The 25404-nt window shown below is 64.8% G+C and carries 23 protein-coding genes; 13 read left to right on the forward strand and 10 right to left on the reverse strand.

Annotated features, from left to right (window positions below; genetic code table 11):
* Positions 1–69 precede the first annotated feature (69 nt).
* The gene (gene hemN / locus QX126_RS03375) at positions 70–1422 is read right to left on the reverse strand and encodes an oxygen-independent coproporphyrinogen III oxidase (protein WP_315779276.1); all 1353 of its coding nucleotides are present in this window, start codon (positions 1420–1422) and stop codon (positions 70–72) included.
* 214 nt (positions 1423–1636) lie between these two features.
* On the opposite strand from hemN, the gene QX126_RS03380 reads away from it, so the two are divergent.
* The 4 genes from QX126_RS03380 (at position 1637) to QX126_RS03395 (ending at position 6142) form a co-directional block, all read left to right on the forward strand.
* A complete protein-coding gene (locus QX126_RS03380; protein WP_315777734.1) occupies positions 1637–1846 on the forward strand; it encodes a hypothetical protein in 210 nt (69 codons plus the stop codon).
* Positions 1847–2192: 346 nt separating this feature from the next.
* Positions 2193–3287, forward strand: coding sequence for a copper-containing nitrite reductase (gene nirK, locus QX126_RS03385; protein ID WP_315736359.1), 1095 nt, complete (start codon positions 2193–2195; stop codon positions 3285–3287).
* 51 nt (positions 3288–3338) lie between these two features.
* A complete protein-coding gene (locus QX126_RS03390) occupies positions 3339–4220 on the forward strand; it encodes a formylglycine-generating enzyme family protein (RefSeq protein WP_315779278.1) in 882 nt (293 codons plus the stop codon).
* Between the two features lie 200 nt (positions 4221–4420).
* A complete protein-coding gene (locus tag QX126_RS03395) occupies positions 4421–6142 on the forward strand; it encodes a hypothetical protein (RefSeq protein WP_315779279.1) in 1722 nt (573 codons plus the stop codon).
* An 8-nt stretch (positions 6143–6150) separates the two neighbouring features.
* Here the strand turns inward: QX126_RS03395 and QX126_RS03400 are convergent, their stop codons facing one another.
* Together QX126_RS03400 and QX126_RS03405 are read right to left on the reverse strand one after the other, a co-directional pair.
* Entirely contained in the window at positions 6151–6801 is a 651-nt protein-coding gene (locus tag QX126_RS03400) for a CoA transferase subunit B (RefSeq protein WP_315736356.1), read from the reverse strand.
* On the reverse strand, positions 6801–7529 hold the full coding sequence (locus QX126_RS03405; RefSeq protein ID WP_315736355.1) for a CoA transferase subunit A: 729 nt from the start codon (positions 7527–7529) through the stop codon (positions 6801–6803). Before QX126_RS03405 ends, QX126_RS03400 begins: the two co-directional genes overlap by 1 nt.
* Before the next feature lie 310 nt (positions 7530–7839).
* Between QX126_RS03405 and QX126_RS03410 the strand changes: the two genes are divergently transcribed.
* From QX126_RS03410 to QX126_RS03430, 5 genes are all read left to right on the forward strand, one after another.
* Entirely contained in the window at positions 7840–9789 is a 1950-nt protein-coding gene (locus QX126_RS03410) for an AsmA family protein (RefSeq protein WP_315779391.1), read from the forward strand.
* 142 nt (positions 9790–9931) lie between these two features.
* Positions 9932–11314 (forward strand): ABC transporter substrate-binding protein, encoded by a 1383-nt coding sequence (locus QX126_RS03415; protein WP_315717541.1) that lies wholly within the window; start codon positions 9932–9934, stop codon positions 11312–11314.
* A gap of 102 nt (positions 11315–11416) precedes the next feature.
* Positions 11417–12292 (forward strand): sugar ABC transporter permease, encoded by an 876-nt coding sequence (locus QX126_RS03420; protein ID WP_315736354.1) that lies wholly within the window; start codon positions 11417–11419, stop codon positions 12290–12292.
* On the forward strand, positions 12289–13140 hold the full coding sequence (locus QX126_RS03425) for a carbohydrate ABC transporter permease (protein WP_172109925.1): 852 nt from the start codon (positions 12289–12291) through the stop codon (positions 13138–13140). The genes QX126_RS03420 and QX126_RS03425 overlap by 4 nt, the downstream gene beginning before the upstream one ends.
* A 7-nt stretch (positions 13141–13147) precedes the next feature.
* On the forward strand, positions 13148–14137 hold the full coding sequence (locus tag QX126_RS03430) for an alpha/beta hydrolase family protein (RefSeq protein ID WP_315779281.1): 990 nt from the start codon (positions 13148–13150) through the stop codon (positions 14135–14137).
* A 27-nt stretch (positions 14138–14164) separates the two neighbouring features.
* Here the strand turns inward: QX126_RS03430 and QX126_RS03435 are convergent, their stop codons facing one another.
* From QX126_RS03435 to QX126_RS03455, 5 genes are all read right to left on the reverse strand, one after another.
* On the reverse strand, positions 14165–14977 hold the full coding sequence (locus QX126_RS03435) for an ABC transporter permease (RefSeq protein ID WP_315779282.1): 813 nt from the start codon (positions 14975–14977) through the stop codon (positions 14165–14167).
* Between the two features lie 171 nt (positions 14978–15148).
* Complete coding sequence (locus tag QX126_RS03440) at positions 15149–16063, reverse strand: ABC transporter permease (protein WP_315779284.1); 915 nt, start codon at positions 16061–16063, stop codon at positions 15149–15151.
* Positions 16060–17232 (reverse strand): ABC transporter ATP-binding protein, encoded by a 1173-nt coding sequence (locus QX126_RS03445; RefSeq protein ID WP_315779286.1) that lies wholly within the window; start codon positions 17230–17232, stop codon positions 16060–16062. The genes QX126_RS03440 and QX126_RS03445 overlap by 4 nt, the downstream gene beginning before the upstream one ends.
* A 50-nt stretch (positions 17233–17282) precedes the next feature.
* Entirely contained in the window at positions 17283–18833 is a 1551-nt protein-coding gene (locus QX126_RS03450) for a glycerol-3-phosphate dehydrogenase (RefSeq protein ID WP_315779287.1), read from the reverse strand.
* 131 nt (positions 18834–18964) lie between these two features.
* The gene (locus tag QX126_RS03455) at positions 18965–21670 is read right to left on the reverse strand and encodes an EAL domain-containing protein (protein WP_315779289.1); all 2706 of its coding nucleotides are present in this window, start codon (positions 21668–21670) and stop codon (positions 18965–18967) included.
* Between the two features lie 212 nt (positions 21671–21882).
* On the opposite strand from QX126_RS03455, the gene QX126_RS03460 reads away from it, so the two are divergent.
* Positions 21883–22986, forward strand: coding sequence for an NAD(P)/FAD-dependent oxidoreductase (locus QX126_RS03460; RefSeq protein ID WP_315779290.1), 1104 nt, complete (start codon positions 21883–21885; stop codon positions 22984–22986).
* 201 nt (positions 22987–23187) lie between these two features.
* Here QX126_RS03460 and QX126_RS03465 read toward each other — a convergent pair whose 3' ends face one another.
* Positions 23188–23373, reverse strand: coding sequence for a YdcH family protein (locus tag QX126_RS03465; RefSeq protein WP_315736346.1), 186 nt, complete (start codon positions 23371–23373; stop codon positions 23188–23190).
* Positions 23374–23663: 290 nt separating this feature from the next.
* On the opposite strand from QX126_RS03465, the gene QX126_RS03470 reads away from it, so the two are divergent.
* The 3 genes from QX126_RS03470 (at position 23664) to QX126_RS03480 (ending at position 24558) form a co-directional block, all read left to right on the forward strand.
* The gene (locus QX126_RS03470; protein ID WP_009028242.1) at positions 23664–23870 is read left to right on the forward strand and encodes a YdcH family protein; all 207 of its coding nucleotides are present in this window, start codon (positions 23664–23666) and stop codon (positions 23868–23870) included.
* 142 nt (positions 23871–24012) lie between these two features.
* Positions 24013–24225 carry a hypothetical protein gene (locus QX126_RS03475; RefSeq protein WP_315736345.1) on the forward strand — a complete coding sequence of 71 codons (213 nt, stop codon included), beginning with the start codon at positions 24013–24015 and terminating at the stop codon, positions 24223–24225.
* An 81-nt stretch (positions 24226–24306) separates the two neighbouring features.
* A complete protein-coding gene (locus QX126_RS03480; RefSeq protein ID WP_315736344.1) occupies positions 24307–24558 on the forward strand; it encodes a hypothetical protein in 252 nt (83 codons plus the stop codon).
* A 78-nt stretch (positions 24559–24636) separates the two neighbouring features.
* Here the strand turns inward: QX126_RS03480 and QX126_RS03485 are convergent, their stop codons facing one another.
* Positions 24637–25368 (reverse strand): GGDEF domain-containing protein, encoded by a 732-nt coding sequence (locus QX126_RS03485; RefSeq protein WP_315779292.1) that lies wholly within the window; start codon positions 25366–25368, stop codon positions 24637–24639.
* Positions 25369–25404: the final 36 nt, after the last annotated feature.

Raw genomic sequence — 25404 nt, forward strand, 5'->3', positions numbered from 1 at the left:
AGCGCGAATGGTAGCGGGCATGCCCTTGGCAGTCTTTGTCGCGGCACAAGCACCGCGGCAGCTGGCCGGTCAGACCGCCCGGCTGTGCAGCTGCTTCGACGCGTCGAGATGCGCATCGAACGCCGCAGCGACGCTGCGCACCAGGAACCGGGAATGCTCGGTCACCGCGAGCGCACCGCCGTTGAGCTCGACCACACCGTCGGAGATCAGCGATTGCAGCCGCGGCGCCGATCTCAGCATGTCGTCGGTGTCCGTGCCATGGCGGGTGCAGATGACGTCGAGGTCCACGCCATAGTCGCACATGATGCGCTCGATGATGTCGGCCCGTAGGCGGTCGTCATCCGTCAGTCCATAGCCTTTCACGGTCGCGAGGCTGCCGGACGCGATCTTCTGCTCATAGGCCCGGACCTGCGGCGCGTTCTGGACATAGCCTTGCGGCAGTTGCCCGATCGCCGAGGCGCCGAACCCGAGCAGCAGATCGTTGGCATCGGTCGTGTAGCCCTGGAAATTGCGATGCAGCCGGCCTTCGCGGAACGCGATGGTCATCGGGTCGGTGGGCAAGGCGAAATGATCGAGCCCGATCTGGACGTAGCCTGCGTTCTTCAGCGCATCAGCGATCGCACAGGCCTGATCGTAGCGTTCCAGACTGTCCGGCAGCGCCGAGTCCTGAATCTTGCGTTGGTGCGTCTTGAACGATGGCACATGAGCGTAGCCGAACACGGAGAGCCGGTCGGGGCGAAGGTCGATGGCACGCCGGACGGTGTCGAGACAGGACGCCACGCTCTGATGCGGCAGCCCGTAGATCAGGTCGAAATTGATGCCGGCAACGCCGGCCTGACGCAATCCATTCGTGGCCGCCGCGGTCTGCTCGAAGCTCTGTACCCGGTTGATGGCCTGCTGCACCCGCGGATCGAAGCTCTGCACGCCCAGGCTGGCGCGATTGACCCCGCTCACCCCCAGCGCGGCGATCATCTCCGGCGTCAGCGTGCGGGGATCTATCTCGATGGCGATCTCCGCCGATGGCAGCACGAAAAATGAATGACGCAGCGATCCGACGAGATCCATAAAGGACTCCGGCGCCATGATGGTGGGCGTGCCGCCGCCGAAATGAATGTGCCCGACCTGCAGCCGCCGGCCAATCTGGCGCGCCACCATGTCGATCTCGCAGCGCAGTGCCGATTCGTAGACCGCAATCGGCTCGTCGCGCTTGGCGACCATGGTGTTGCAGCCGCAATACCAGCACATCGAGCGGCAGAAGGGCACATGCAGGTAAAGTGATGCCGTCGCGCTCGCCGGTATCGCGCGCAGCCATTCTGCGTAGGTGGACGGGCCGACCGCGGCGGAGAAATGAGGCGCCGTGGGATAGCTGGTGTAGCGCGGAAGGCGCTCCTGTCCGTAGCATGCCGCAAGATCTGGTCTCATGTCCTGCCTGTCACCTGAGCGTGTCGACCTGGGGTTCGGAGGTCCTTGACATAAGGCAAGAGGGGCGGCCTTGAGCTTTCTCAAGGCGCGGCCGGCAGATGCCCCGTTGGATAACCAGTAGAACGCCGGTTATCGCCTCGGACTTTGCGCTTCCTCAAAGTGGCCGGCTCATTTCACATCATCATTGATTCATTGACGATTCGAGGAAACCGCAATGGAAGCTCTGCAACTGCTGATCCGTTCATTTGCTCTCCTCGCCGGCATCCGCGGCCATATCCCCCAGTCCGACGGATTCGAATCGTTCCGCGACGAGTCGGGGCCGACAGGCCTGCTCGGCAATATCGCCATGTTCATGACCACGATGTTTTGCCTCGCGGCGGCAGGGGCCTTCGCCGCGTTGCTGGCGGTGCGCTGGCTGAGCTGACGAGTTTGGTAGCCCATCGTCGACCGGGGCAATGCCTTGAACCTCGCATCCTAGTGCTCGTAACTGTCCGGCCATCTCGGCAAACGGATGGATCATTTCTCGGCGCGTAGTTGCGCGAGGACAGTCCAGCCCCCCTTTTGCTCCGCGCCCCGTCCGGACTCCCCAAGAACTACTCGCCGATGCAACTCATTCGCGCGCTGCGCTGGGCGCAGCCGCGCCAACTTCGCTCCGAACCCGCCATCGCATTCCGCAAATGCGAAGTTGCTTGTTGCAGCACAAACAAGCCGGGTTCCAACGGGAGCATGATGATTGCGGCACTACAACAGATCCAATGAAGGAGCGATCCATGTTGACCCGCCGCACCGCCATGTTCAGTGCAGCCATCGCCGCGATGATGCTTGCGGCTCCCGCGATGGCCGAGGACCTCAAGCTGCCGCGCCAGAAGGTCGATCTGGTGGCTCCGCCGTTCGTGCATGCGCACGAGCAGGCGACGAAGCAGGGGCCCAAGATCATGGAGTTCAAGCTCGTGGTCCAGGAGAAGAAGATGGTGATCGACGAGAAGGGCACCACCTTCCAGGCCATGACGTTCAACGGCTCGATGCCGGGCCCGCTGATGGTGGTCCATGAGGGTGACTATGTCGAGGTGACCCTGGTCAATCCCGCGACCAACAGCATGCCGCATAACATCGATTTCCACTCCGCGACCGGAGCGCTGGGTGGCGGTGCGCTGACCCTGGTCAATCCCGGCGAGCAGGTCGTGCTGCGCTGGAAGGCGACGCGGACCGGCGTGTTCGTCTATCACTGCGCCCCAGGCGGACCAATGATCCCCTGGCATGTCGTCTCCGGCATGAACGGCGCCGTGATGGTGCTGCCGCGCGACGGTCTCAATGACGGCCGCGGACACGCGTTGCGCTACGATCGCGTCTACTACATCGGCGAGCAGGACCTCTACGTCCCGCGCGACGACAAGGGCAACTTCAAATCCTATGACTCGCCCGGCGAGGCCTATAGCGACACCGAGGAGGTCATGCGCAAGCTCACGCCGACCCATGTGGTGTTCAACGGCAAGGCCGGCGCGCTCACCGGAAAGAATGCGCTCACGGCCAATGTCGGCGAGAACGTGCTGATCGTGCACTCGCAGGCGAACCGCGACAGTCGCCCGCATCTGATCGGCGGCCACGGCGATTATGTCTGGGAGACCGGCAAGTTCTCCAACGCGCCGGAGACCGGGCTCGAGACCTGGTTCATCCGCGGTGGCTCCGCCGGTGCCGCGCTCTACAAATTCCTGCAGCCCGGCATCTACGCCTACGTCACCCACAACCTGATCGAGGCGGCCAATCTCGGCGCAACGGCCCATTTCAAGGTCGAAGGCAAGTGGAATGACGACCTGATGATGCAGGTGAAGGCCCCGGCCGACATTCCGACCGGCACGACGAACTGATCGGCCCAGGGGGCCGGCATGTCCGGCCCCCACTCTTCTCAGTGTGCTGCCATGCTGCTCGCTTTCAAGATCAAGCTCACCCTCGCCTGCGTCGTCGGATTGGCTGGCCCGACCACAATGGCCCCGATCCTTGCAGGGCTGCCAGACCGCGCCGCCGGTCTCGACGGCCCCGCCCTCACCGAGATCGCACCTGGGACGATCAGCTACCGCGACTCCGGCGACCATCTCCGCAACGGCCGCCAAGCCGAAGCTCCCATCACGACGGTCCGCTTTGATCGTCCGCTGACCATGATGACGAACCAGGTCAGCGCCGCCGACTACCACGCCTGCGTCGAAGCCCATGCATGTCGCGCGCTCGATCGCGACGTCCCCATCGCCATCGATCGTCCGGCGGTGCAGGTGAGCTGGCACGACGCCGTTGCCTACGCCGAGTGGCTCTCGCACAAGACCGGCGATAGCTATCGGCTGCCGACCGATACCGAGTGGGCCTATGCGGCCGGGAGCCGATTCAAGGACGATGGCATCTCGATCGACGACGCCGATCCCTCGCTGCGCTGGATCGCCCGCTACGAACGGGAAGCCGCCCTGCAAGACGATCCCAAGACGCGCGGCTTTGGCGGCTTCGGCATCAACGAGCACGGCATTGCCGACCTCGCGGGCAATGTCTGGGAATGGACCTCGACCTGCTTCACACGCAAGCTGCAGGATAGTGCCGGTCGCGTCATCAAGACCGTCAGCAATTGCGGCGTCCGTCTGGCCGAAGGCGCGCATCGAGCCTACGTGACCGACTTCATCCGCGATGCGCGCGCCGGCGGCTGCGCCTCCGGCACGCCACCTGCCAATCTCGGTTTCCGGCTTGTCCGCGATCAACCCTCATGGAGCCGCAGCATGACGCGGCGCCTCGGCCGGCTACTCGGCGCCATCCGCGCCTGACATGCTCGGCCTCCATAAGTCCGCTCGAAAAGTGCGCTCGAAGCACGCTTGCCTGCAACCTACGCCGGCGCTGGATCGACGGTGCCCTGACACTGGCACAAATGACAGTCACGCAAAAACAACTTTCGGTTGCGAAATCTGAGTTGCAAACGTTAGACAATTGCCGTTGAGCGACGCGATGAGCGGACCAGGAGGCGAGTGTGATTTCTCGACATCCGCCGGTCTTCTTCACGTCCGACCTGCATGGTTACGGGATCGGCAACACCAGCTGGTTCGACGACGATTCGCCGAGCGCACTGGCTGGACGCTGCCTCATCGACGCGCTCGAATATCTGCGGACGTCGCCTAAATTCGCCGCCAAGGACTGGCACGTGGTGAATGCGGGCGCGGCGCGTCTCGTGCACCAATGTCTCACGGACGGCGCGCTGGCGCGCAGCGATATTCTCGATCGCGTGGCTCCCGCCATCGAACGGGTTTGCGCACGGATCGTCGCGAGCCGCCAATATCGCATTCCGTTCTATGGCGACGACTTCTGGGACTGGGCCAGTGTGGTCGACGGTTTGTGCGAGGTACAGCAGGTTTCGGTGACCGCGGCCCAGGTCGCAAGACGCGAGCTCGACCAGTTTCGTAGGACCGTCCACATCCGCATGCCGAGCGGTCTCTCGGTCGGCGACCTCGAGCACGAATGGTTCGGACCGGCGATCGCAACACGCGCCTATCGTGTGCTGGATTCCCGCGCATCGGGAATAGATCCCGACCTGCGCAACGAGTTGCAGGCGCAATCGCTCGAACGCATCGAGCGCGGCAGGTATCGCGGACGGCAGGTGACGCCGTGGCAATTGAGCTGGCACTACGGTCAGGTCGTCGGCGAATTCCAGCGCGCCGCAAGCGAGCAGGCGGCCGAGCTGGCTGATTTTGCCTGGCTCGCCGTTCCCCTCGAACTCAGCAAGCGCGCCCAAGTTCTCGCGCGCATCCTGCAAGGCGCCTGCGCGGTGAAGGACCGCAGGACCGTCCTGCAGGCCTTCGAAGAGCTCTATCGCTGCGAGACACCCGGCCGGCCGCTCGGCCAGGGCGTGATCGGCGCCGACATCGAGGCCTCCCTGGACGTGCTCGAAGCGCTGTGGCAGCAGCTCGACGGTCGTGAGAAGGCCAGCATCAACGCGATGCTCGACGCGCTGCGATTTCTCCATGCCAAAGCCAACACGATCGGTTTCGTGGTCGAAACGCCGGAGGATATCGAAGCCCTGGTCCAGGCGATGGGCCCGGGCACGCTGATCGAACAGCGCAACGCGGCGCGCGCCATCATCAGGCATTCCTGCTTCCATGCAGTCGTGTGCCTCGGGCGATCGATCGCCGAGGTGGCGAGCGCGGCCGCAGTGGCGATCGAAGAGCATGGGGCGCAGTGGCTGATCATGCCGGGACGGGCCGACGCCCTGGGAGCGAATCTCCCGCAAGTGGCCCGCGGCCCGCGATTCGTCGGCGCCGGCCCCGGCGATCTCGTCATCGCCACCTCGGTCGCGCCATTCCGGATTCAGATCAAGCTGCGCGACGCGCTCAGCATGGCCGAGCCGCCCTCGGTCGATGACAGCGGAATGATCATTCCGGCCGATCCCGAGCTTTGCCGCCTCGCGCACGAGGCCGCAAATGGCATGCTGGACGACATCGACGTGTTCTTCGAAGGAATGACAGTGACGTGCGATGGCGACGGCACCGACGCCGAAATCTCGGCGGCGTTTCCAGGCGCGCTTGCGACGGATGACACGGCCTATGCGATGGGACTGATCTGCCTCGGCCGCAGTGTGCCGTGCCTGATCATTCAGGGGTTGGCGGAGACGGCGCCGCCCGCTGCTGCGAGCCGGGCGCGGCATGCGGCATGCCGGCTCGCCGTCAAGGTCGCGGAGATGCTCTGCCGGCGCTGGTAGTCGCGCCCTCAGGCATTCTTGAGCGCGACCCGGAACTCGGCTTCGGTCTTGGCCTTGACCTCGTCGAGCGTCACGCCATCGGCGAGCTCGATCAGGGCCATGCCGTCATTGCCATGCTTGTCGATCGTGAACACCGCCAGATCGGTCACCACCATGTCCACGACGCGCTCGCCGGTCAGCGGCAGCGTGCACTGCTTGAGCAGCTTCGGACCGTCCTTGGCGCTATGCTCCATGACCACGACGACGCGCTTGACGCCGGCGACGAGATCCATCGCGCCGCCCATGCCCTTGACCATCTTGCCGGGGATCATCCAGTTGGCGAGGTCACCGTTCTGGGCGACTTGCATGGCGCCGAGGATCGACAGGTCGATGTGGCCGCCGCGGACCATGGCGAAGGAATCGGCTGACGAGAAATAGCTGGTGATCGGCAGCTCGGTGACGGTCTGCTTGCCGGCATTGATGAGGTCGGGATCCTCCTCGCCCTCATAGGGGAACGGACCCATGCCGAGCATGCCGTTCTCGCTCTGCAGCGCCACGTCGACGCCCGGCGGGATGTAGTTCGAGACGAGCGTCGGAATGCCGATGCCGAGATTGACGTAGTAGCCGTCCCGCAGCTCCTTGGCGGCGCGCGCCGCCATCTGCTCTCGCGTCCAGGCCATCAGACTTCCTCCCCGGCTGCAGCGGCGGCTTCACGTTTGCGCACGGTGCGCTGCTCGATGCGCTTCAGTTCGGTTCCGACCTGGATGATGCGTTTGACGAAGATGCCGGGCGTATGGATGTGGTCGGGATCGATCTGGCCGGCCGGCAGCAGGTGCTCGACCTCCGCGACCGTCACCTTGGCCGCAGTTGCCATCATCGGATTGAAGTTGCGCGCAGTCTTGCGGTAAACGAGGTTGCCGGCGGTGTCGCCCTTCCAGGCGTGCACGATCGCCAGATCGGCAAACAGGCCGCGCTCCATCAGATATTTCTCGCCGTCGAACTCCCGCACCTCCTTGCCCTCCGCGACCAGCGTGCCGACGCCGGTCTTGGTGAAGAAGGCCGGGATGCCGGCGCCGCCGGCGCGGATGCGCTCGGCCAGGGTGCCCTGCGGGCAGAATTCGAGCTCCAGCTCGCCGGCCAGATATTGCTGGGCAAACAGCTTATTCTCGCCGACATAGGACGAGATCATCTTCTTGATCTGCCGCGTCTCCAGCAGCCGGCTGAGGCCGATGCCGTCGACCCCGGCATTGTTGGAGATGACGGTGAGGTCCTTCACCCCGGACTCGCGAATGGCGTCGGACAGGGTTTCTGCGATGCCACAAAGACCAAACCCACCCGACATGATGGTCATGCCGTCCTTGAGGAGGCCAGCAAGGGCGGATTTGGCGTCCGGATAGACCTTGTTCATACGGGAATGACCTGCTGCAGAGCGGCGATCGCGCGGATATCGACCGGATTATTAGGCGAAATCTTCGCAATGCGTCAATGATGCCTTCCCAACGCGCACATCCTGCTTTAGCTGTCGCACCAGCCTGCGCCTCCGAGGCGATCCGGAGTCCGGGATATCAGGGCTCCGCCGCAATCCGGCCACACCGGCGGCATGGCCTTGAAAGCGTCAAGAAAGCGCATCAAGTTGTTGATGTTGGCAGGGGTTTTCGGCGCACCCTGCCCATCCCGAGTAACCAGCGATCCGACGATCCCAGGACATGTCCGTGACCATGGCCCAAGGAATGAGGCGCCTCGGCACACCGATCGCGGTGCTGCTGGGCATCGCGTTCGTGGGCCTGCTGGCGAGCTCCTGGCTGGTCAATCGCGAGGCATTGCGGCAGGCGGTGGAGAGCCAGATCCGCGCCGTGACTGGGCTCGAGCTCGTTGTCAAGGGACATATCGACGTCTCCTTGTTTCCGGGCAGCTATGTCTCGTTCCACGATGTCGGCCTGAAGGGCAGCGGCACCGAGGATCCGGCTCTGCGCGTCGACGTGCTGACCGCCAATCTGCAATTGCTGCCGCTGCTGTTGCAGCGGTTCGAAATCGCCGACGTCATGATGCTGCGGCCGCAGATCAACGTCAGCCGCGAGGCCGACGGTAACAGCAACTGGACGCCCTTCATCGAGACCATCGCGCGCACGATGCGCCCGGGGCCCGACAGCCAGATGTCGTTCTCCGAGATCCGCATCCAGGATGGCATCCTGGTCTACGAGGACACCGGCCATCATGCTTCCGAGCGGCTCGACGATATCGACCTGTCGCTCGCCTGGCCGTCGATCTCGCGCTCGTTCGCGGCGACCGGACAGTTCGATTGGCGCGGTCAGCGCATCGAGGGCTCCATCAGCGTCAGCGACTTCCTGGCTGCGCTGTCGGGAGACCGGTCCGGCTTGAAGATGCGGCTCGCCAGCCCGCCGCTGAAGGTCGCCTTTGACGGCACGGTCGCGAATCGCACCAGCGCGCTGATGGAAGGTACGCTGACGGTGGACAGCCCGTCGCTTCGCGACGCGCTGCGCTGGACGGGGCAGACGCCGCTCGGCGGCGGCGGCTTCGGGCGCTTCGCCTTGCGTGCGCGCGCCAACGTGGTCGGCGCCTCGATCGCACTCACCAATGTCAATGTCGAGCTCGACGGCAACACCGCCGAGGGCGTCATGACCTACGCCAATAACGGCCGGCAGACGCTGCAGGCGACGCTGGCGGCCGACGCGCTCGACTTCACCCCCTACATTTCGACGATCCGGCTGCTGGCCAATGGGGCCCGCGACTGGAATCGGCAGCTCTTCGACCTCAAGGCCTTGTCCACCACCGACCTCGACATGCGGCTATCGGCCGCAAAGGTCACGGTCGGCTCCTCGAAAATCGGACGCACGGCGTTCGGCGCCAACCTGCGCAACGGCGTGCTCGCCCTCTCGGTCGGCGAGGCGCAGATGTATGGCGGCATCGTGCGCGGCTCGTTTGGGATCGCCCGTGCCGACACCATGGCCGACGTGAAGGCCGAGCTGCAATTCAACGACGTCGATCTGCAGGCCTGCGCCAACGAGATGTTCGGCGTGTCGTCTCTGTCGGGACGCGGCAATCTCAACGTCTCGCTGACGGCTTCGGGCTCGAGCCCGTTCGGGCTCGCCCAGTCGCTCGATGGCAGCGCCAACCTGCAGGGCCGCGATGGCGCGATCTCCGGCTTCAACGTCGAGCAGCTCCTGAAGCGCCTCGAGCGCAGCCCGCTGTCGCGCGGCGGCAATTTCCGCTCCGGTTCGACGCCTTACGACTCGCTGACGATCGCGGTCAAATTCTCCGAGGGCATCGCGACCGCCGAGGACATCCGCGTCGAGAGCCCGACCGCGCGCATCACCATGACGGGCACGGCCTCGGTGCCGACACGGGAATACGATTTCAAGGGCGTCGCGAGCCTGCTGTCGTCAGGCAATGGCAGCAACGGCTTCGAGCTGCCTTTCGTCGTCCAGGGCCCCTGGGAAGATCCGCTGATCTTTCCCGATCCGGAAAGCCTGATCCGCCGCGCCCCGGCCGCCGCCCCTCTGCTCGATGCGGTCAAGGACCGCAAGACGAGGGATGCGGTGCGCTCGGTGCTGGAACGATTCACCGGCGGCGGATTGCGCCCGGCCCAGCCGGACAACGTGCCGCAGGCTGACGCTCCGACAGGCGACACTCCCACCAAGCAGAACTGACCAACGCGGCTTGCTTCGCGTGCCGATACACGGCCGCCGCCCCGACCCATGTCTGATATATTACTTCTGGATCGCGTCGGGTCCCTGGGCTAGTGTCCCGCCACAACCGATCAAGCAAGATCGGCGGATCAGGGAGAGACACGTGAAATCCAGGGGAATGGGTGCGCTTTCGATCGCAGTCGCAGCCGCCGGGCTTTTTTGCGCTGCAGCACCAGCCATCGCGCAGGACACCATCACGATCTGGTGGAGCAAGGGCTTCTACAAGTCCGAGGACGATGCGCTGCTCAACGTCGTCAAGAAGTTCGAGGCCAAGACCGGCATCAAGGTCGAGCTGTCGCAATACGCGATCCAGGACATGATTCCGAAGACAGTCGCCGCGCTCGATTCGGGCACCGTGCCCGACGTGGCCTACGCCGACACCTACGACGTTCAGGCCCAGGGCAAGTGGGCCTACGAAGGCAAGCTCGAGGATCTCACCGACATCCTGGAGCCGATGAAGTCGGCGTTCGCTCCGAACACGCTCGAGACCGCCTACCTCTACAACAACGTCACCAAGAAGAAAGCCTATTACGGCTTCCCGCTGAAGCAGCAGAGCATGCACGTCCAGATCTGGGGCGACCTGCTGAGCAAGGCCGGCTTCAAGCAGAGCGACATCCCCACCAAGTGGGAAGACTACTGGACGTTCTGGTGCGACAAGGTGCAGCCGGCGGTCCGCAAGGCCACCGGCCAGCGCATGTATGGCGTCGGTCAGCCGATGGGCGTGGAATCCACCGACTCGTTCCAGTCGTTCTACACCTTCATGGACGCCTACAACGTCAAGCTGGTCGACGACGACGGCAAGCTGCTGGTCGACGACCCCAAGGTGCGCGACGGCCTCGTCAAGGCGATGAAGGATTATACCGACACCTACATCAAGGGCTGCACGCCGCCCTCGTCCACGACCTGGAAGGATCCGGACAACAACGTCGCGTTCCACAACAAGACGATCGTGATGACCCACAATTTCACGATCTCGATCGCGGCCAAGTGGTTCGAGGACTCCACCAACCCGGCGCTGACGCCCGAGCAGCGCGCGGCCGGCAAGAAGGCCTATGAGGAGGACATCATCACCGCGTCCTTCCCCAACAAGCCGGACGGCACGCCGATCAAGTACCGCTCCGACGTCAAGACCGGACTGATCTTCGCCAATGCTCCTCACAAGGCGCAGGCCAAGGAATTCATCAAGTTCCTGATGCAGGAGGAGAACCTCGGCCCCTACATCGAGGGCGCGCTGGGCCGCTGGTTCCCGGTGACGACCGCAGGCCAGAAGAGCCCGTTCTGGCAGGCCGACCGCCATCGCAAGGCCGTGTACACCCAGTTCACCGGCGGCACCACGCCGTTCGACTTCACCAAGAACTACAAGTTCACGATCCTCAACAATGAGAACGTCTGGGCCAAGGCGATGAACCGCGTGGTCAGCGAGAAGGTGCCGGTCGAGAAGGCCGTCGACGAGCTGATCGCGCGGCTGAAGGAGGTCGCCGGCTAGTCTCTCGCCTCGCGAGGCACTAGCTTGAGCTCCTGACAACGACAACAAGTGCCGGCCGCAGTGTCTGCGGCCGGTTCGGCAATAGGCTTGGAACAGACGACCATGGCGATCACGCTCTCAGCTTCCGATTCCGCGCTCGCGGAAGCGCCGCGCCCGGTGCTGCTGACACCGTCACAGGTATGGGGCATCGTCATGCTTGCCCCCTACTTGCTCGTCTTCCTTGCCTTCGTCGTCTATCCCGTCGGCTACGGCCTGTGGCTCGCCCGCGAGCCGGCCAGCTACGTCGCGCTGTACAACGACCCCATCTTCGCGCGCGCCGCCGTCAACACGCTGATCTTCCTCCTGGTCGGCATCAATCTGAAGATGGTGATCGCGCTGTTCCTGTCCGGCTTCTTCGTGCAGCAGCGCGGCTGGATCAAATGGCTGTCGGTCATCTTCATCCTGCCCTGGGCGGTGCCTTCGATCCCGACCATCCTGTCGGTGCGCTTCATGCTCAATCCCGAATGGGGCGTGGTGAACCAGCTGATCTTCAAGTTCACCGGCGAAGATGGCCCGAACTGGCTGAACGACCCGACGGTCGCGCTGTCGATGGCGATCGGCATGCACATCTGGAAGTCGCTGCCGTTCTGGACCTTGATCCTGATGACCGGGCGGCTGGCGATTTCGCACGATTTGTTCGAGGCGGCCGAGGTCGACGGCGCCACCTGGTGGCAGAAGTTCCGCTACATCACCTGGCCGTCGATGCAGACGCTCTACATCACCTGCACGCTGCTCTCGATGATCTGGACGCTCGGAGACTTCAACAGCGTCTATCTCCTGACCGGCGGCGGTCCGGCCGATCTCACCCACGTGCTGGCGACGCTCGGCATCCGCTATCTCCGGCTCGATCAGCTCAGCCTCGCCATGGCCTCGATCGTCTGCGCGATGCCGCTGGTGCTGCCCCTGGTCTATTTCATGATGAAGCGGTTGTCGCGATGAAGCTCCCCACCCTCCGCGAAGTCGGCACCGAGGCCCGGCTGCTGCTGATCGGCATTCCCGTCTTCATCTGGACGATGATCCCGATCTACCACATGTTCCTGTTCGCGATCTCGCCGAAGGAGGACGCGTTCTCGGGCAAGCTGTGGCCGGACCATCCGACGCTGCACAATTTCTCGATCGTGTTCCACCAGCAGCATTACTTCCTGCGCGATTTCTGGGTCCAGTTCGGCAACTCGGTCGTGATCGCCATGGCCGTGGGCGCGCTGACACTGATCATTGCGACCTGTGCGGCCTATGCCATCTCGCGCCTGCGCGTGCCTGGCAGCCGGGTGGTGATGAACCTCGCGCTGTTCACCTATTTCATCCCCGCTGCGTTCCTCGCGGTACCGATGTATCGCACCATGGGCAAATACGGCCTGCTCAACAACGACTGGTCGCTGATCCTGGCGATGGTGACGATTGCCTCGCCCTACGCGATCTGGGTGCTGAAGCAGGCCTCCGACAAGCTGCCGGTCGAGCTGGACGAGGCTGCCGTCATGGACGGCGCCAGCCCGCTGCAGATCTTCCGCCTCGTCTATGTACCGCTGATGATGCCCTCGCTGGTCGCGATCGGAACGTATGCGGTGCTGCTGGCCTGGAACGAATACCTCTACGCGTTCCTGCTGCTGTCGAACGACAAGGATATCACGCTGCCCGTGGCGCTCGGCAACTTCCTGGCCGCCGACGATTCGCCGTGGGAGCTCCTGATGACCACCGGCTTCATCTACGCGTTGCCGCCGGCGGCGGTCTATTACGCCTTCAAGCGCTACATGGTGGGCGGCCTCACCGCCGGCGCCGTGAAGTCGTGACGGAGCGATGAGGGTCGGATTTCGTCAGGGACGGTTCGAGGACGCTTCGCGGCCGAACTGGGATGGCGACGGGCCGCGCCCGATCGACTGGTTCGCTTGGTATCCAGCCGCCAACGGCGCCGTGGAAACGGCGCTCCCTATCGCACCATGGCCGCAGGGCTGGTTCAAAGCGGGACCAGCGGCTTTGAATGCGCCGCTCGCTGCAAGCGCGGGCGCCTGTCCTCTCGTCGTGTACTCTCACGGCACCGGCTGCAACGGCCTGCAGTCCGAATGGCTGGCGCGCGAGCTGGCAAGCCGCGGCTTTGTCGCGGTCGCCGTCAATCATCATGGCAACAGCAATGCCGAGCCGTACCGAGCAGAGGGCTTCCTCTGCTCATGGGAACGCCCGCGCGACGTGTCCTTGCTGATCGACCACATCGTCGCTCATCCCGATTTCGAAGGCCGCATCAACCTCGACCGCATCTACGCCGTCGGCTATTCGCTCGGCGGCGTCACGGCCACCGCCCTGCTCGGCGCCATCATGATCCGCTCGCCGTTCGAGCCAGGCGCCAATCTCGGCCGCGGCCCCCGCGAGTTTCCCGATCTCGTCGATCATCTGCCGCGGCTGATGGAGAAGAGCCAAATCTTCCGCGACTCCTGGGCGCGCATGTCCGCATCCCATCGCGATCCCCGCATCAAGGCGGCGCTGCTACTGGCGCCGGGGCGCTCGGTGCAGGGCTTCTCCGAGGACAGCATCGCCGCGATCAACGTCCCGACGCGCATCATGGTCGGCGGCGCCGATGCGCTGCTGCCGGCCTCACGCTGGCTGCATGAGCGACTGAGCGGCAGCGCATTCGAGATCGTCGCCGACGACGCCGGGCACTACGTCTTCCTGCCGGAGAGTACCGAGCTCGGCAGACAGAGCGATCCGGCTTGCTGCGTCGACCCGCCATCGGTCGACCGCGGCACGATCCATCGCGCGGTCGTCACCGCCGCCTTGCGTCTGTTCTCGCGTTGATCAATGCTGTCTCAGCATTCTCCGTCATTATAGCGGAGCTGCGCTCTCGCCGCGATCACTCGACAGCTTCGAGGCCAGCGACGCGATGATGATCACCACGGCAATCAGCCCGATCACCAGCGTGCAGATCGCATTGATCTCCGGCTTCACCCCGAGCCGAACCTCGGAATAGATCCGAATCGGCAGCGTCGCCGAACCGGGGCCGGTGGTAAAGCTCGCGATCACGAGATCGTCGAGCGACAGCGTGAAGGCCAACATCCAGCCCGCGACCACCGCAGGCGCGATCAGCGGCAATGTCACCATCACGAACGCGTGCAGCGGATCGCAGCCGAGATCCATCGCGGCTTCCTCCAGGCTGCGGTCGAGCGAGACCAGCCGCGACTGCACGACCACCGCGACGAAGCACATCGTGAGGGTGGTGTGGGCGACCGTCACCGTCCAGAAGCCGCGCTCGGCGTCCAGCGCCACGAACAGCAGCAGCAGCGACAGGCCGGTGATCACCTCGGGCATCACCAGCGGCGCATACAACATGCCGGAGAACAGCATGCGGCCGCGAAATCCCTGGCCACGCGACAGCGCCACCGCAGCCAGCGTGCCGAGCACCGTCGCCGCGGTGGCCGAGGTGGCGCCGACGCGCACGCTCATCCAGGCCGCATCGATCATGGCGCGATCGCTGAAGAACTCGTGATACCAGCGCAGCGACCAGCCGCCCCACACAGTGACCAGGCGCGAGGCGTTGAACGAGTAGATCACCAGGATCAGGATCGGGAGGTAAAGAAAGGCGAGCCCAAGCGTCAGCGACGCGACGTTGAAGCGCGACAGGCGGGAGGGATTAGGCACGATCTCCTCCTCCCTCAATCCCAGTGAAACCCTCTCCGTTCCCTCCCCCCTTGTGGGGGAGGGTCAGGGAGGGGGGCACCCAGCAAAGACCGCCAATGCGGACCCCCACCCCCACCCCCTCTCCGCAAGGGGGAGGGGAGCGAGAGAGCGTGCCTTGCTGTGCGCCATCCATCACCTGCTCTCCTCCAACTGCCGGCGCTGCAGCCGGTCGTAGAGCAGAAGCGGCAGCAGCAGCACGACCAAGAGGACCACGGCGATGCTGGAGGCCACCGGCCAATCCTTGTTGGTGAAGAATTCGAGCCAGAGCGTCTGGCCGATCATCAGCGATTTCGACCCGGCGAGCAGATCGGGAATGACGAACTCGCCGACCACCGGGATGAAGCACAGCAGCGCGCCCGCGCCGACGCCGGGCAGCGACAGCGGAAACGTCACCAGCCAGAAGATCTCGCGCGGCGAGGCGCCTAGATCGGCGGCGGCTTCTTCCAAGGCCGGCTCCAGCTTGGTCAGCGTCGCGAACAGCGGCAGGATCATGAACGGCAGATAGGAATAGACGATGCCGACATACATCGCGCTGTCGGTCGACAGCCACACCGCCGGCGTGGACACCAGATGCAGCGCGAGCAGGATCTGGTTCAGGAGGCCGTCATGCTGCAGGATGTTGACCCAGGCATAGATGCGGATCAGGAACGAGGTCCAGAACGGCACGATCACCAGCATCATCGCGATGCCCTGCCAGCGCCTGGGGAGCCGCGCCATGCCATAGGCGATGGGGTAGCCGATCGAGAGCAGGATCGCCGTCGACGTCGCCGCGACGACGACGCTGCGCAGATAGGATGAAAGATACAGATCGTCAGACAGCAGCAGACGGAAATTGTCGAGCGACAGCGCCGCAAAGGCGTCGCGGAGCGACGACAAACCATCAGCCAGCGAGAACACCGGCGTATAGGGGGGCTGCGCGATCGCAGTCTGAGACAGGCTGATCTTGGCGACGAAGGCGAACGGCACCAGGAAGAACAGCACCATCCAGATGTAAGGCGCGATCGCCGCAAAGCGGGCCGGGCGCGAGAAGATGCGGCGCGCGCTCATCGCTCCAGCACCAGGCAATCGTCGGGCGTGAACCAGGCGACCACGCGCTGGTTCAGGCCATAGCCGTCGGCATCGAGCCGGGCGGTGTTGGCCTGCGCAGCGTGAAGCACGGCGCCGCCGTCGAGCTTGATCTTGTAGACGGTCCTGCCACCGAGATAGCTCGCATCGGTGATGGCGCCCTCGACACAATTGATCGCAGCAGCATCGCCGGCCGGTCGACGGAGCGCGAGGCGGATCTTCTCCGGACGGATCGCGACCGCGACCTTGCTCTCGCTGATCGGAGCCATCGGCTGCGCCACGACCAGCTCACCCGCAGTGTGGGTCACGACCCTGAGCCGGAGCGGCTCCCGCGCGGTCACCTCGCCCTCGAACAGATTGATGTCGCCGACGAACTCCGCGACCCACCGCGACGCGGGCTCCTCATATAGACGTCGGGGGACCGCGACCTGCTCGAGCCTTCCCGCGTTCATCACCCCGATCCGGCTCGCCACCGTCATCGCCTCCTCCTGGTCGTGGGTGACGATGATGAAGGTCATGCCGAGCTTGCGCTGCAGCTCCATCAGCTCGACCTGCGTGCTCTCGCGCAGCTTCTTGTCGAGCGCAGCCATCGGCTCGTCGAGCAGCAGCACCTGCGGCCGGCGCGCCAGTGAGCGCGCCAGGGCGACGCGCTGCTTCTGCCCGCCCGAGAGCTGATCCGGCTTGCGCTTCTCCAGCCCTTCGAGCCGCACCAGCGCCACCATCTCGGCAACGCGCGTGGCGATCTCGGCGCGCGGCATGCCGGCGCGCTTCAGGCCGAAGGCGATGTTGTCGCGCACGTTCAGATGCGGGAACAGCGCGTAGTTCTGGAACATCATGTTGACGGGCCGCTGATGCGGCAGCACCTGCGCGATGTCCTCGCCCGAAAGCAGGATGCGCCCTTCATCCGGCGTCTCGAAGCCGGCCAGCATGCGCAGCAAGGTCGTCTTGCCGCAGCCGCTGGGGCCGAGCAGCGCGAAGAACTCGCCGGCGCGGATGTCGAGCGAGACGCCGTCGACGGCGCGGAAGCTGCCGAATGTCTTGACGAGGTTCTCGATCCGCAGGATCGGCGGCTGAGCATCGGGACGCGGTTCCGGCGCTGGTGATGCTGCCGACTCTCCGGCAGGCGCTGGGTTTGCGATGTCGTCAGCCATGTCCCGATCAAATCACCCTGCCCGGCCACAACGGCCGACCGGTCGGCAAGCTAGCCGCCCACGGATTGCAGCTCAACCGCGCGGGCCGGACTATCCCCGCTCGCGTCAGCGGCCTGCGGCGTGCCCCGGCCACAGGTCGCAGTGGTCATGAACGCAGCGAGCGCATCGCGTTCGGCAGCGGGAAGCGTCAGACCCAGCTTGGTCCGCCGCCACAGCACGTCGTCGGGAAACCGCGCCCATTCGCGCGCCATGAGGTAGCGGACCTCCGCCTCGGTCAGCTGCGGCCCGAACGCCTGCCCGAGATCGGCCCGGCATCTCGCCTCGCCAAGGATCTCCGCCAGCCGGGTGCCGTAGGCGCCGAGCAGCCGCCGGGCCTCGGCTTCGCTGAGAAAGCGCCAGCGCTCCCGTGCGTCATCGACGAGATCCTCGAACCGGTCCCAGGCGAAGTCGCCACCCGGAAGCGGCGCTCTCGCAGTCCAGCGTGGCGACATCGGATAAAAGCGCGCGAGGCGGGAGACCGCCTGCTCGGCCCGGTGCCGGGCTGTCGTGACGTCGCCGCCGCACATGGTCAGGAGCGGCGCCTTGGCGCGGCCAGCATCGAGGCTCACGACCGTTTCCAGCCGCCCGCTGTCGGCGGCGCGCAGCACCATCATGTTGGCGCCGGCCACGCTCCGGACCACGTCCGCAGGCTGGATGTCCGAGCGGAAATAGCGGTTCGCCGCCTTGCAGAGATAGGCCACGTCTGCCGCCGGCACCGCCACCACGGCTGGGTCGCCCTTGAAGCCGTGGACCACCGTGCCGATCAGGGTGAAATCCTGCTCGTAGGGCTGGGCAAAGATCAGCCGTCCATCCGAATTCTGAAACACGTAGACCGCTTCGACATCGAACAGCCGCGGCACGATGATCTGGCTGACCTGCCGCGCGGTGACCCGCGGCGGCGGCTGACGCAGCACGGTCTCCGCCGTCGAGACGCTCCACGCGCCGGTGGCGTTGGCGAGCGCGCGCGAGGTGACGATGCGTCGATGGCCGCGGTCGATGATGGCGAGACGCCATATATGGTCGCGGTCGGCCCGCACGCAGCGGGCGCCGGTGCGGATCGACGCGCCGCGCTCGGCAGCATCCATCGCGGTCAGGACCACCAGGCGGGAATCGTCGACCACGCAATCGGAATAGTCGAATGCCGTCCCGATCGGACGCTTCAGGGCATCTCCGATCGGATGATGCGTGACGTCGAGCGCCGACGCTGACGGCAGCCGGTTGCGCGCAGCGAGGCGGTCGTAGAGCCAGAGTCCTGCGCGCAGTTGCCATGGCGGCCGCTCATTGGCGTGAGCTGGAATAGCAAAGCGGATCGGTCGGACCAGATGCGGCGCGACCGTGAGCCAGACGTCGCGCTCGGCGAGCGCGCGGCGCACGCGCAGAAAGCTGCGGCGCTCCAGCGCTGCGAGATCCCCATGCACCAGCCGCGACGTGGCCGACGAGGCGCCGCCGCCGAGATCGCCCTGCTCGACAAGGAGCACGCGCAGACCGCGGCCAGCCGCATCACGCGCCAGGCTGACGCCGTTCAGACCTCCGCCGATGATCGCAAGATCGTAGTCCGCCATACGCAAGGTCTTCGAGCGTGCCAGGACGAACGATCGTAGACCGGCGGAGATGATTCTCGTAGCGGCTTAGCTGTCATGCGCGCGGATAAATTCGCGCTGTTGCGCAACGGCCTCTGACCACGAGTGCCCGGTCAGCCGGTCTTGCGAACGGACGCGTCGTCGTCGTCGTGAGCGCGACCGACGATGCCGTCGTATTTGTCGATCGGCAGGGGCTTGCCGAGCAGATAGCCCTGAACCGAGTCGCAGCCCTGCTCGGCGAGGAAGCCGAGCTGCTCGGGCGTCTCGACGCCTTCCGCCACGATCGACATGTTCATGCCGTGACCCAGACCGATGACCGCACGAATGATCGCCGCCGATTGCGGGTTGCGGCCGATATTCATGACGAAGGCGCGGTCGATCTTGATCTTGTCGAACGGGAAGGCCTGCAGGTAGCTCAGCGACGAGTAGCCGCTGCCGAAATCGTCCATCGAGACGCGAACGCCGAGCGCCTTCAGCCGGCGCAGCAGCGCGACACCACGATCGAAATCCTCGATCAGCACACCCTCGGTGATTTCGAGCTCGAGCCTGCCGGGCGCGAGCCCCGTCTCGAGCAGGATCGAATGGACCAGTGCGACAAGGTCGCCATGAACGAACTGGGCCGGAGACAGGTTGACCGCGACCTGCAGCGGCTTCGGCCACGACGCCGCCTCGCGGCAGGCCTCGCGCAGGATCCACTCGCCCATCTCGACGATGAGGCCGCTCTCTTCCGCGAGCGGAATAAAGTCGCTCGGCGGCACGAAGCCGCGGACCGGGTGCTGCCAGCGCGCCAGCGCCTCGAAGCCGATGATCTCGCTGGCGTCGACCGTGCGGCCGGAGGCGGCCTGCGGCTGGAAGTACAGCGAAAGTTCGCCATGCTTGATCGCGACAGACAGCTCCTGATGCAGAACGCGGCGGTCGCGGATCTGCTGATCCATTTCAGGCTCGTAGAAGGTGATGCTGCCGCGCGATTTGGCCTTGGCGCGGAACAGAGCGGCACCCGCATTGGCGAGCAGCGACGCCGGATCCGAACCATTGTGCGGGAACACCGAGATGCCCGTCGTCAGCGCTGTGCGAATCGACTTGCCGTCGATCTGGAAGTCCACCGCGATCGCCGCCGCCAACTGCTCGGCCAGCGCCCTGCCCATCTCCGGTTGCTTGCCGTCGATGATCAGCCCGAACTCATCGCCGGAGAGACGCGCGACCACCCCGCCCCGGGCAACGGCATGGACGCGGCGGGCGACCTCGATCAACAGCTTGTCGCCGATGGCGTGGCCGAAGACGTCGTTGACGTCCTTCAGGCCCTTGAGATCGACGTTCAGGACCGCGAACTCCTCATCCGTGTCCGCGCAGGCCTCGATCATCTGGCTCAAGGCCTGCAGGAACGCGGCGCGGTTAGGCAGATCGGTCAGGCCGTCGTGATAGGCCATGTGCGCCATCCGCGATTCGGTCTGGCGCCGGTCGGTGACGTCCTCATAGGTCTTGATCAGATATTGCGGCTCGCCGGTCTCGCCCAGCACGGTTGCCCGTCGGGTCAGGAACAGCCGCAGACCGTCTTTGGTCGAGATCGGATGTTCCTCGGTCAGAAGGCTGCGCTTCTTGATAGCGGCTTCGTCGCGCGCCATGATCAGTCTGGCCTCGCGCGGATTGAAAATGTCGGCGGCGGTCAGGCCCGTGGCATCCTCGCGCTTGCGGTTGAGGATGATCTCGGCGCTGCGGTTGGCGAGCAGATAGCGGCCGTCGCTGACGCTCTCGACGATGAGCGAGACCGGAATGTTGTCGACGACCAGCTCCAGGAACTTCTTGCTGTTCTCCAGCTCGCGGCTCAGCGATCGCCGCTCCGTGGCATCGTCGAACAGCGCGATGAGGAACTGCGGCTCATTCTTGTCGTTGCGTGCAACGACCCGATGGGCTTCGAGGATGCGCTTGTCGTTGCCGCGTTGAACGACCAGCTCGCTGCAATAGGTGGTGCCGGGCGCCAGCATCGCTTCGCGGTCGGCAGCCGCGATGTCGGCCGCGGTCGCGTCGCCGAAGAGATCGCTCGGGCGCCGTCCGATGATCTGATCCCGCGGCATCCGAGAGAACTGCTCGAATGCTCGGTTGGCGAAGATGTAGCGGCCGTCGTCGATGTTCTTGGCGGCGACGCAGACGGGAACCTGATCGACCACCGATTCCAGGAACTGCTTGGTCGAGGCGAGCTCGCGCTCCAGCCGGCGCTGCACCGTGCAGTCTTCGTGGATGCCGATCGATCCGCCGGTCGGAAGACGGAATATCTGGGCTCGCACCACACGTCCGCCGGGCAGCTCGGTCAGGCACCCGTCCGGCTCCCGCGCCTGGCGCGCATAGTCTTCGACCGTCAGATTGAGCAGGCCGCGCTGCCGCCGCAACTCGACCAGATCCCGGCCGGTGCAACCGGGCGGAATGTCGGCCCGGCTCATGCCGTAGATTTCGAGGAAGCGATGGTTGTAGAAGACGACGCGGTTGGCGGCGTCCGTCAGCATCAATCCCTGGCTCAGATTGTTGAGCGCGGAGCTGATGAAAACATTACGCCGCAGTTGTGCCCGCTTGGCGCGCCGCAAGGCCGAATGGATCCAGATCACGACCGAGGCGAGGAAGGCGCAGACGACGACCCCGGCGATCAACACTTCCCAGAGCACGTCCGGCTCGATGGTGCCCAGGTAGCCGGAGGGCGAGAAATCGGACGACGCAGCCCAGGCGCGCGTCGGCGCAGCCGCCCACGCTGCCATGGCGGCCATCGAGGCCGCAACGACGCACGCAGAAAACGCGTTTCGGTCGCTCGCCTGCCAATTCTTGCCAGCCATCAATCACCCGCGGTATTCGGCGACAGTATCTGGCTTCACCTATTGGGATCGGGTAAACGGGTTCGGCAAACTTCGAAAAAGACGAAGCAAATTTGGTCAATGGCCTCCCTATGATGAACGGTTTGCTAAGGGCGTGCGCACTCCGGACCGAGGCTCCACCCACCAGGGGTTGCAGCAAGCCATGATTTCTCCGAATCGTCTCAGGACCGCGCATGGATAGAGTGGATTGCGTCGTCGTGGGCGCCGGCGTCGTCGGACTTGCCGTCGCACGACAGCTGGCCCGCGCCGGACGCGAGGTCATCGTTCTCGAGGCGGCCGAGGGCATCGGCACCGTCACTTCGTCTCGCAACAGCGAAGTGATCCACGCCGGCATCTACTACAAGGCCGGGAGCCTGATGGCCCGCTTCTGCGTGGCCGGCAAGCGCATGCTTTACCGCTATTGCGACGAGCATGGCGTGCCCTACCGCAATTGCGGCAAACTGATCGTTGCAACCAATCCGGCCGAGACCGAGAAGCTGCAGGGCATCCGCGCGCACGCCGAAGCCAACGGCGTCGAAGGAATGCGGCTGCTGGCTGGATCCGAAGCGCTGGCGCTGGAGCCGGCCCTGGCCTGCGAGGCGGCCCTGCTGTCGCCGTCGACCGGCATCCTCGACAGCCATGCCTTCATGCTGTCGCTGCGCGGCGAGATCGAGGACGCCGGCGGCGCCTTCGCCTTCCACACGCCGCTGCTGCGGGCCAAGGCAGCCGGAGAATCAATCGAGGTCGACGCGGGCGGCGCGCAGCCGATGACGCTGAGCTGCCGGCTGCTGGTGAACGCTGCCGGCCTCGACGCGCCCGCGGTGGCCCGGCGGATCGACGGCATGCCGTCGCCGCTGGTGCCGACGACCTATCTCGCCAAGGGCAACTATTTCAGCTGCAGCGCCCGGGCACCGTTCAGCCGGCTCATCTACCCCGTGCCGGAACCGGGCGGGCTTGGCGTTCACCTTACGCTCGACATGGCAGGCCAGGCCAGATTCGGCCCCGACGTCGAGTGGATCGACCGGATCGACTACACGGTCGATCCGGCGCGCGCCGAGCGCTTCTACCCGGCGATCCGCAAATACTGGCCGTCGCTGCCGGATGGGGCGCTGATGCCGAGCTATTCCGGCATCAGGCCGAAGATCGTACCGCCGGCCGTGGCGTCGCAGGATTTCGTCATTCAGGGCCCGCGCGATCACGGCGTGCCCGGACTCATCAATCTGTTCGGAATCGAATCGCCTGGATTGACGTCATCGCTCGCGATCGCGGCTCACGTCGGCGATCTCGCCTCGAGCTGAAGACCCTCGATATCGCGATGAACAGCCTGTCGCGATAGACACGCTGGGAGACAACGCAGGCAGATGCGTTCGCGTCGTCGCGTATCGAAACTAAGTCGTGTATCGCAACTAATTCGATTGAAGTTGCGTCTGGGATGGACTCGTCGCCATCCCAGGCGCACGGTCTTGCGATCAGATGATACGGCGGATGATGGTCACATGTCAGTGAAGTGTTTCGCTGGTTACCTGTCTCAAGCGCTCGATCTCATCCTTCACCATCAGTTTGCGTCGCTTCAGTTCGGCAATTCGCAGGTCGTCCGTCGATGGATGCAGGAGAGCTTGATGCAATTCGTTTTCAAGAACTTTATGCTTACGCTCCAGTTCAACGAGATGCGCCTGAATAGCCATTCGAAACCTCCTCGGTAGGTGAACCTGAGATTCGACCAGGGCTAATGAGTGTACACTAGTCGCTTGACCTGTCGATGGGGCCAAAAGACCGCACATGCAAATTTGAGCGCCGTGTGTAACGAAGCGTGAGCTGATCCGGGCGAATCTAACGCCGGCGCCAACCTGAAATTCACGGGACAGCTGCACGGATCTTGAGGGGTGCGACTTGCTTATCAGCTTCGCAGGCGCAATATTTGCGCCCGCCTTCGCAAGGCTTTCCACTTCCTTCCGCTTTTTTGCTATCATAGATCATGGCTGACCAAGATGAGCGCGAACTGCAGGCCGAACTCGCGCGCCTGCAGCAGGAGCACCGCGACCTCGACGCGGCGATCGACGCTTTGCATCAATCGCCCGCCCCCGATTTGTTGCGGCTGCAACGACTGAAGAAGCGGAAGCTTCTGCTACGCGATCGGATCGCCTTCATCGAAGACCAGATCACGCCCGACATCATCGCCTGAGGCGAAGCGTCAGCACGGCTGACCGTATGCCCACAGGCAATACGGCGATGCAGGATTTGCCGAAGCGCCTTGACAAAGGGAACAAAAAGGGAACAATTGGACCATCCCTCGTAGTCCCCGGACAACAACAAGGATGGTTGTGATGCCCGCCTCCTTCTCCCCACAGGATCGCCTCTACGAACAGGCGTGTGACCAAGCCATCGCGATGTGCGACGGCAATCTGCGCTCCACGATCAAGGCGCTGATCATGGCGAACGAGTATCTCGAGCTGGAGCTGCAGGAGCTGCGGGCCGCGATCTCCTGCGGCTGCATGCCCAACACCGCCTCGGACGCCGCGCAGAGCGATGCGGCCTGAGCCCGACGGCCTTTGAGGCTCTCCAGGCGATGACCCATGCACTCGCTCGGAGCTTCGGCGAGAGGTCAGGAGGAGCGTGCAATGCCCGATATCACCTACTACGTCGCGATGCCGTTCAGGCGGGACGAGGGTGGCATGCTGGTCGCGGGAACGGCTGAGGAATGCCAGAGCTCGTCGGCCGCGCTGCGTCGCGCGGAGGCCATGTCGCGCTTATCAGACAATATCGGCGCCATTGCCTTCAGCCGCAGCGGCGATCCATTGAAGGGGGAATTCAGCGACGCCCGGCTGCTGCACAAGTTCGGCGAGTTGCCTGACGATCTCGGCGAGCTGTGAGCGCCGTGTTCCGCCAGCTCGGTCATCGGCGCGGATGGCCGGCGAGCGTCACCGCTTGTCGCCCGGCAGGGTCGTTCGTTACGCGGGGCTCTCGTACCTTCGCTGGGCCTTGCGCATGTACATCGCGCGGTCGGCTTCCTCCAACGCACGTACTGGGTTGACGCGCTTGTCGAGAAGGGCAACCCCGGCCGACGCGCCGGCACGCACGGTCTGATCGCCGAAGGTGAAGGTCAGGCTGTCGATGGCCTGCTCCAGCTCCGCCGCCTTGGCATGCGCCTCCGTCGCGCTGAGGTGCCAGAGCAGCACGCCGAACTCGTCGCCGCCGAGCCGACCGATCACGTCGGAGGATCGGACCCGCTCGCCGAGGACACGCGCAACCGCCTTCAGGACCTCGTCACCGGCCGCATGGCCGAAGGTGTCATTGATGGGTTTCAACCGATCGACGTCGAGCACGACCAGGGCACCGGTCGCATCGTAGCGCTTGATGAACGCGATGGAGCGATGGAGCTCGCGGGCGAAGCCGCGACGATTGAAGATGTCGAGCAGGAAATCGCGCTCGGCGGAGGCCGTGAGCTCGGCGATCCGCGCCTGCGCTGCCCTCAGCTCGGCCTTCAGGCGTCGGATCGTCTGCCGCGTGCCCGCCGATGCGGAACCAGGTTCAGGTGAGCGCACGCCCCGAAGAACCCTATGACGGTACCGGGTTCTTCGCTTCCCGGCCCGCCACGCGGCCGCCATGCGCTTCTTTTTCATCGGACACCTGCCGCGCCGTCGTTTGGGCTTGCCGGGCTTAACCAAGACAGGATAGTCCATTCGGGCCTCCATGCCATGGCTTGCCGCTGTCGGGAC

This window comes from Bradyrhizobium sp. SZCCHNPS1003, from assembly GCF_032381555.1.
Taxonomy (GTDB): domain Bacteria; phylum Pseudomonadota; class Alphaproteobacteria; order Rhizobiales; family Xanthobacteraceae; genus Bradyrhizobium.

Coding starts and splice junctions, on each gene's coding strand:
- QX126_RS03455 (WP_315779289.1), bottom strand. CDS start 21,670: ATGGCTGGCAAGAATTGGCAGGCGAGCGACCGAAACGCGTTTTCTGCG.
- QX126_RS03400 (WP_315736356.1), bottom strand. CDS start 6,801: ATGGCCTGGACGCGAGAGCAGATGGCGGCGCGCGCCGCCAAGGAGCTG.
- QX126_RS03420 (WP_315736354.1), top strand. CDS start 11,417: ATGGCGATCACGCTCTCAGCTTCCGATTCCGCGCTCGCGGAAGCGCCG.
- QX126_RS03465 (WP_315736346.1), bottom strand. CDS start 23,373: ATGGCTATTCAGGCGCATCTCGTTGAACTGGAGCGTAAGCATAAAGTT.
- hemN (WP_315779276.1), bottom strand. CDS start 1,422: ATGAGACCAGATCTTGCGGCATGCTACGGACAGGAGCGCCTTCCGCGC.
- QX126_RS03405 (WP_315736355.1), bottom strand. CDS start 7,529: ATGAACAAGGTCTATCCGGACGCCAAATCCGCCCTTGCTGGCCTCCTC.
- QX126_RS03390 (WP_315779278.1), top strand. CDS start 3,339: ATGCTGCTCGCTTTCAAGATCAAGCTCACCCTCGCCTGCGTCGTCGGA.
- QX126_RS03425 (WP_172109925.1), top strand. CDS start 12,289: ATGAAGCTCCCCACCCTCCGCGAAGTCGGCACCGAGGCCCGGCTGCTG.
- QX126_RS03450 (WP_315779287.1), bottom strand. CDS start 18,833: ATGGCGGACTACGATCTTGCGATCATCGGCGGAGGTCTGAACGGCGTC.
- QX126_RS03485 (WP_315779292.1), bottom strand. CDS start 25,368: ATGGACTATCCTGTCTTGGTTAAGCCCGGCAAGCCCAAACGACGGCGC.
- QX126_RS03460 (WP_315779290.1), top strand. CDS start 21,883: ATGGATAGAGTGGATTGCGTCGTCGTGGGCGCCGGCGTCGTCGGACTT.
- QX126_RS03445 (WP_315779286.1), bottom strand. CDS start 17,232: ATGGCTGACGACATCGCAAACCCAGCGCCTGCCGGAGAGTCGGCAGCA.
- QX126_RS03380 (WP_315777734.1), top strand. CDS start 1,637: ATGGAAGCTCTGCAACTGCTGATCCGTTCATTTGCTCTCCTCGCCGGC.
- QX126_RS03475 (WP_315736345.1), top strand. CDS start 24,013: ATGCCCGCCTCCTTCTCCCCACAGGATCGCCTCTACGAACAGGCGTGT.
- QX126_RS03480 (WP_315736344.1), top strand. CDS start 24,307: ATGCCCGATATCACCTACTACGTCGCGATGCCGTTCAGGCGGGACGAG.
- QX126_RS03470 (WP_009028242.1), top strand. CDS start 23,664: ATGGCTGACCAAGATGAGCGCGAACTGCAGGCCGAACTCGCGCGCCTG.
- nirK (WP_315736359.1), top strand. CDS start 2,193: ATGTTGACCCGCCGCACCGCCATGTTCAGTGCAGCCATCGCCGCGATG.
- QX126_RS03440 (WP_315779284.1), bottom strand. CDS start 16,063: ATGAGCGCGCGCCGCATCTTCTCGCGCCCGGCCCGCTTTGCGGCGATC.
- QX126_RS03410 (WP_315779391.1), top strand. CDS start 7,840: ATGGCCCAAGGAATGAGGCGCCTCGGCACACCGATCGCGGTGCTGCTG.
- QX126_RS03430 (WP_315779281.1), top strand. CDS start 13,148: ATGAGGGTCGGATTTCGTCAGGGACGGTTCGAGGACGCTTCGCGGCCG.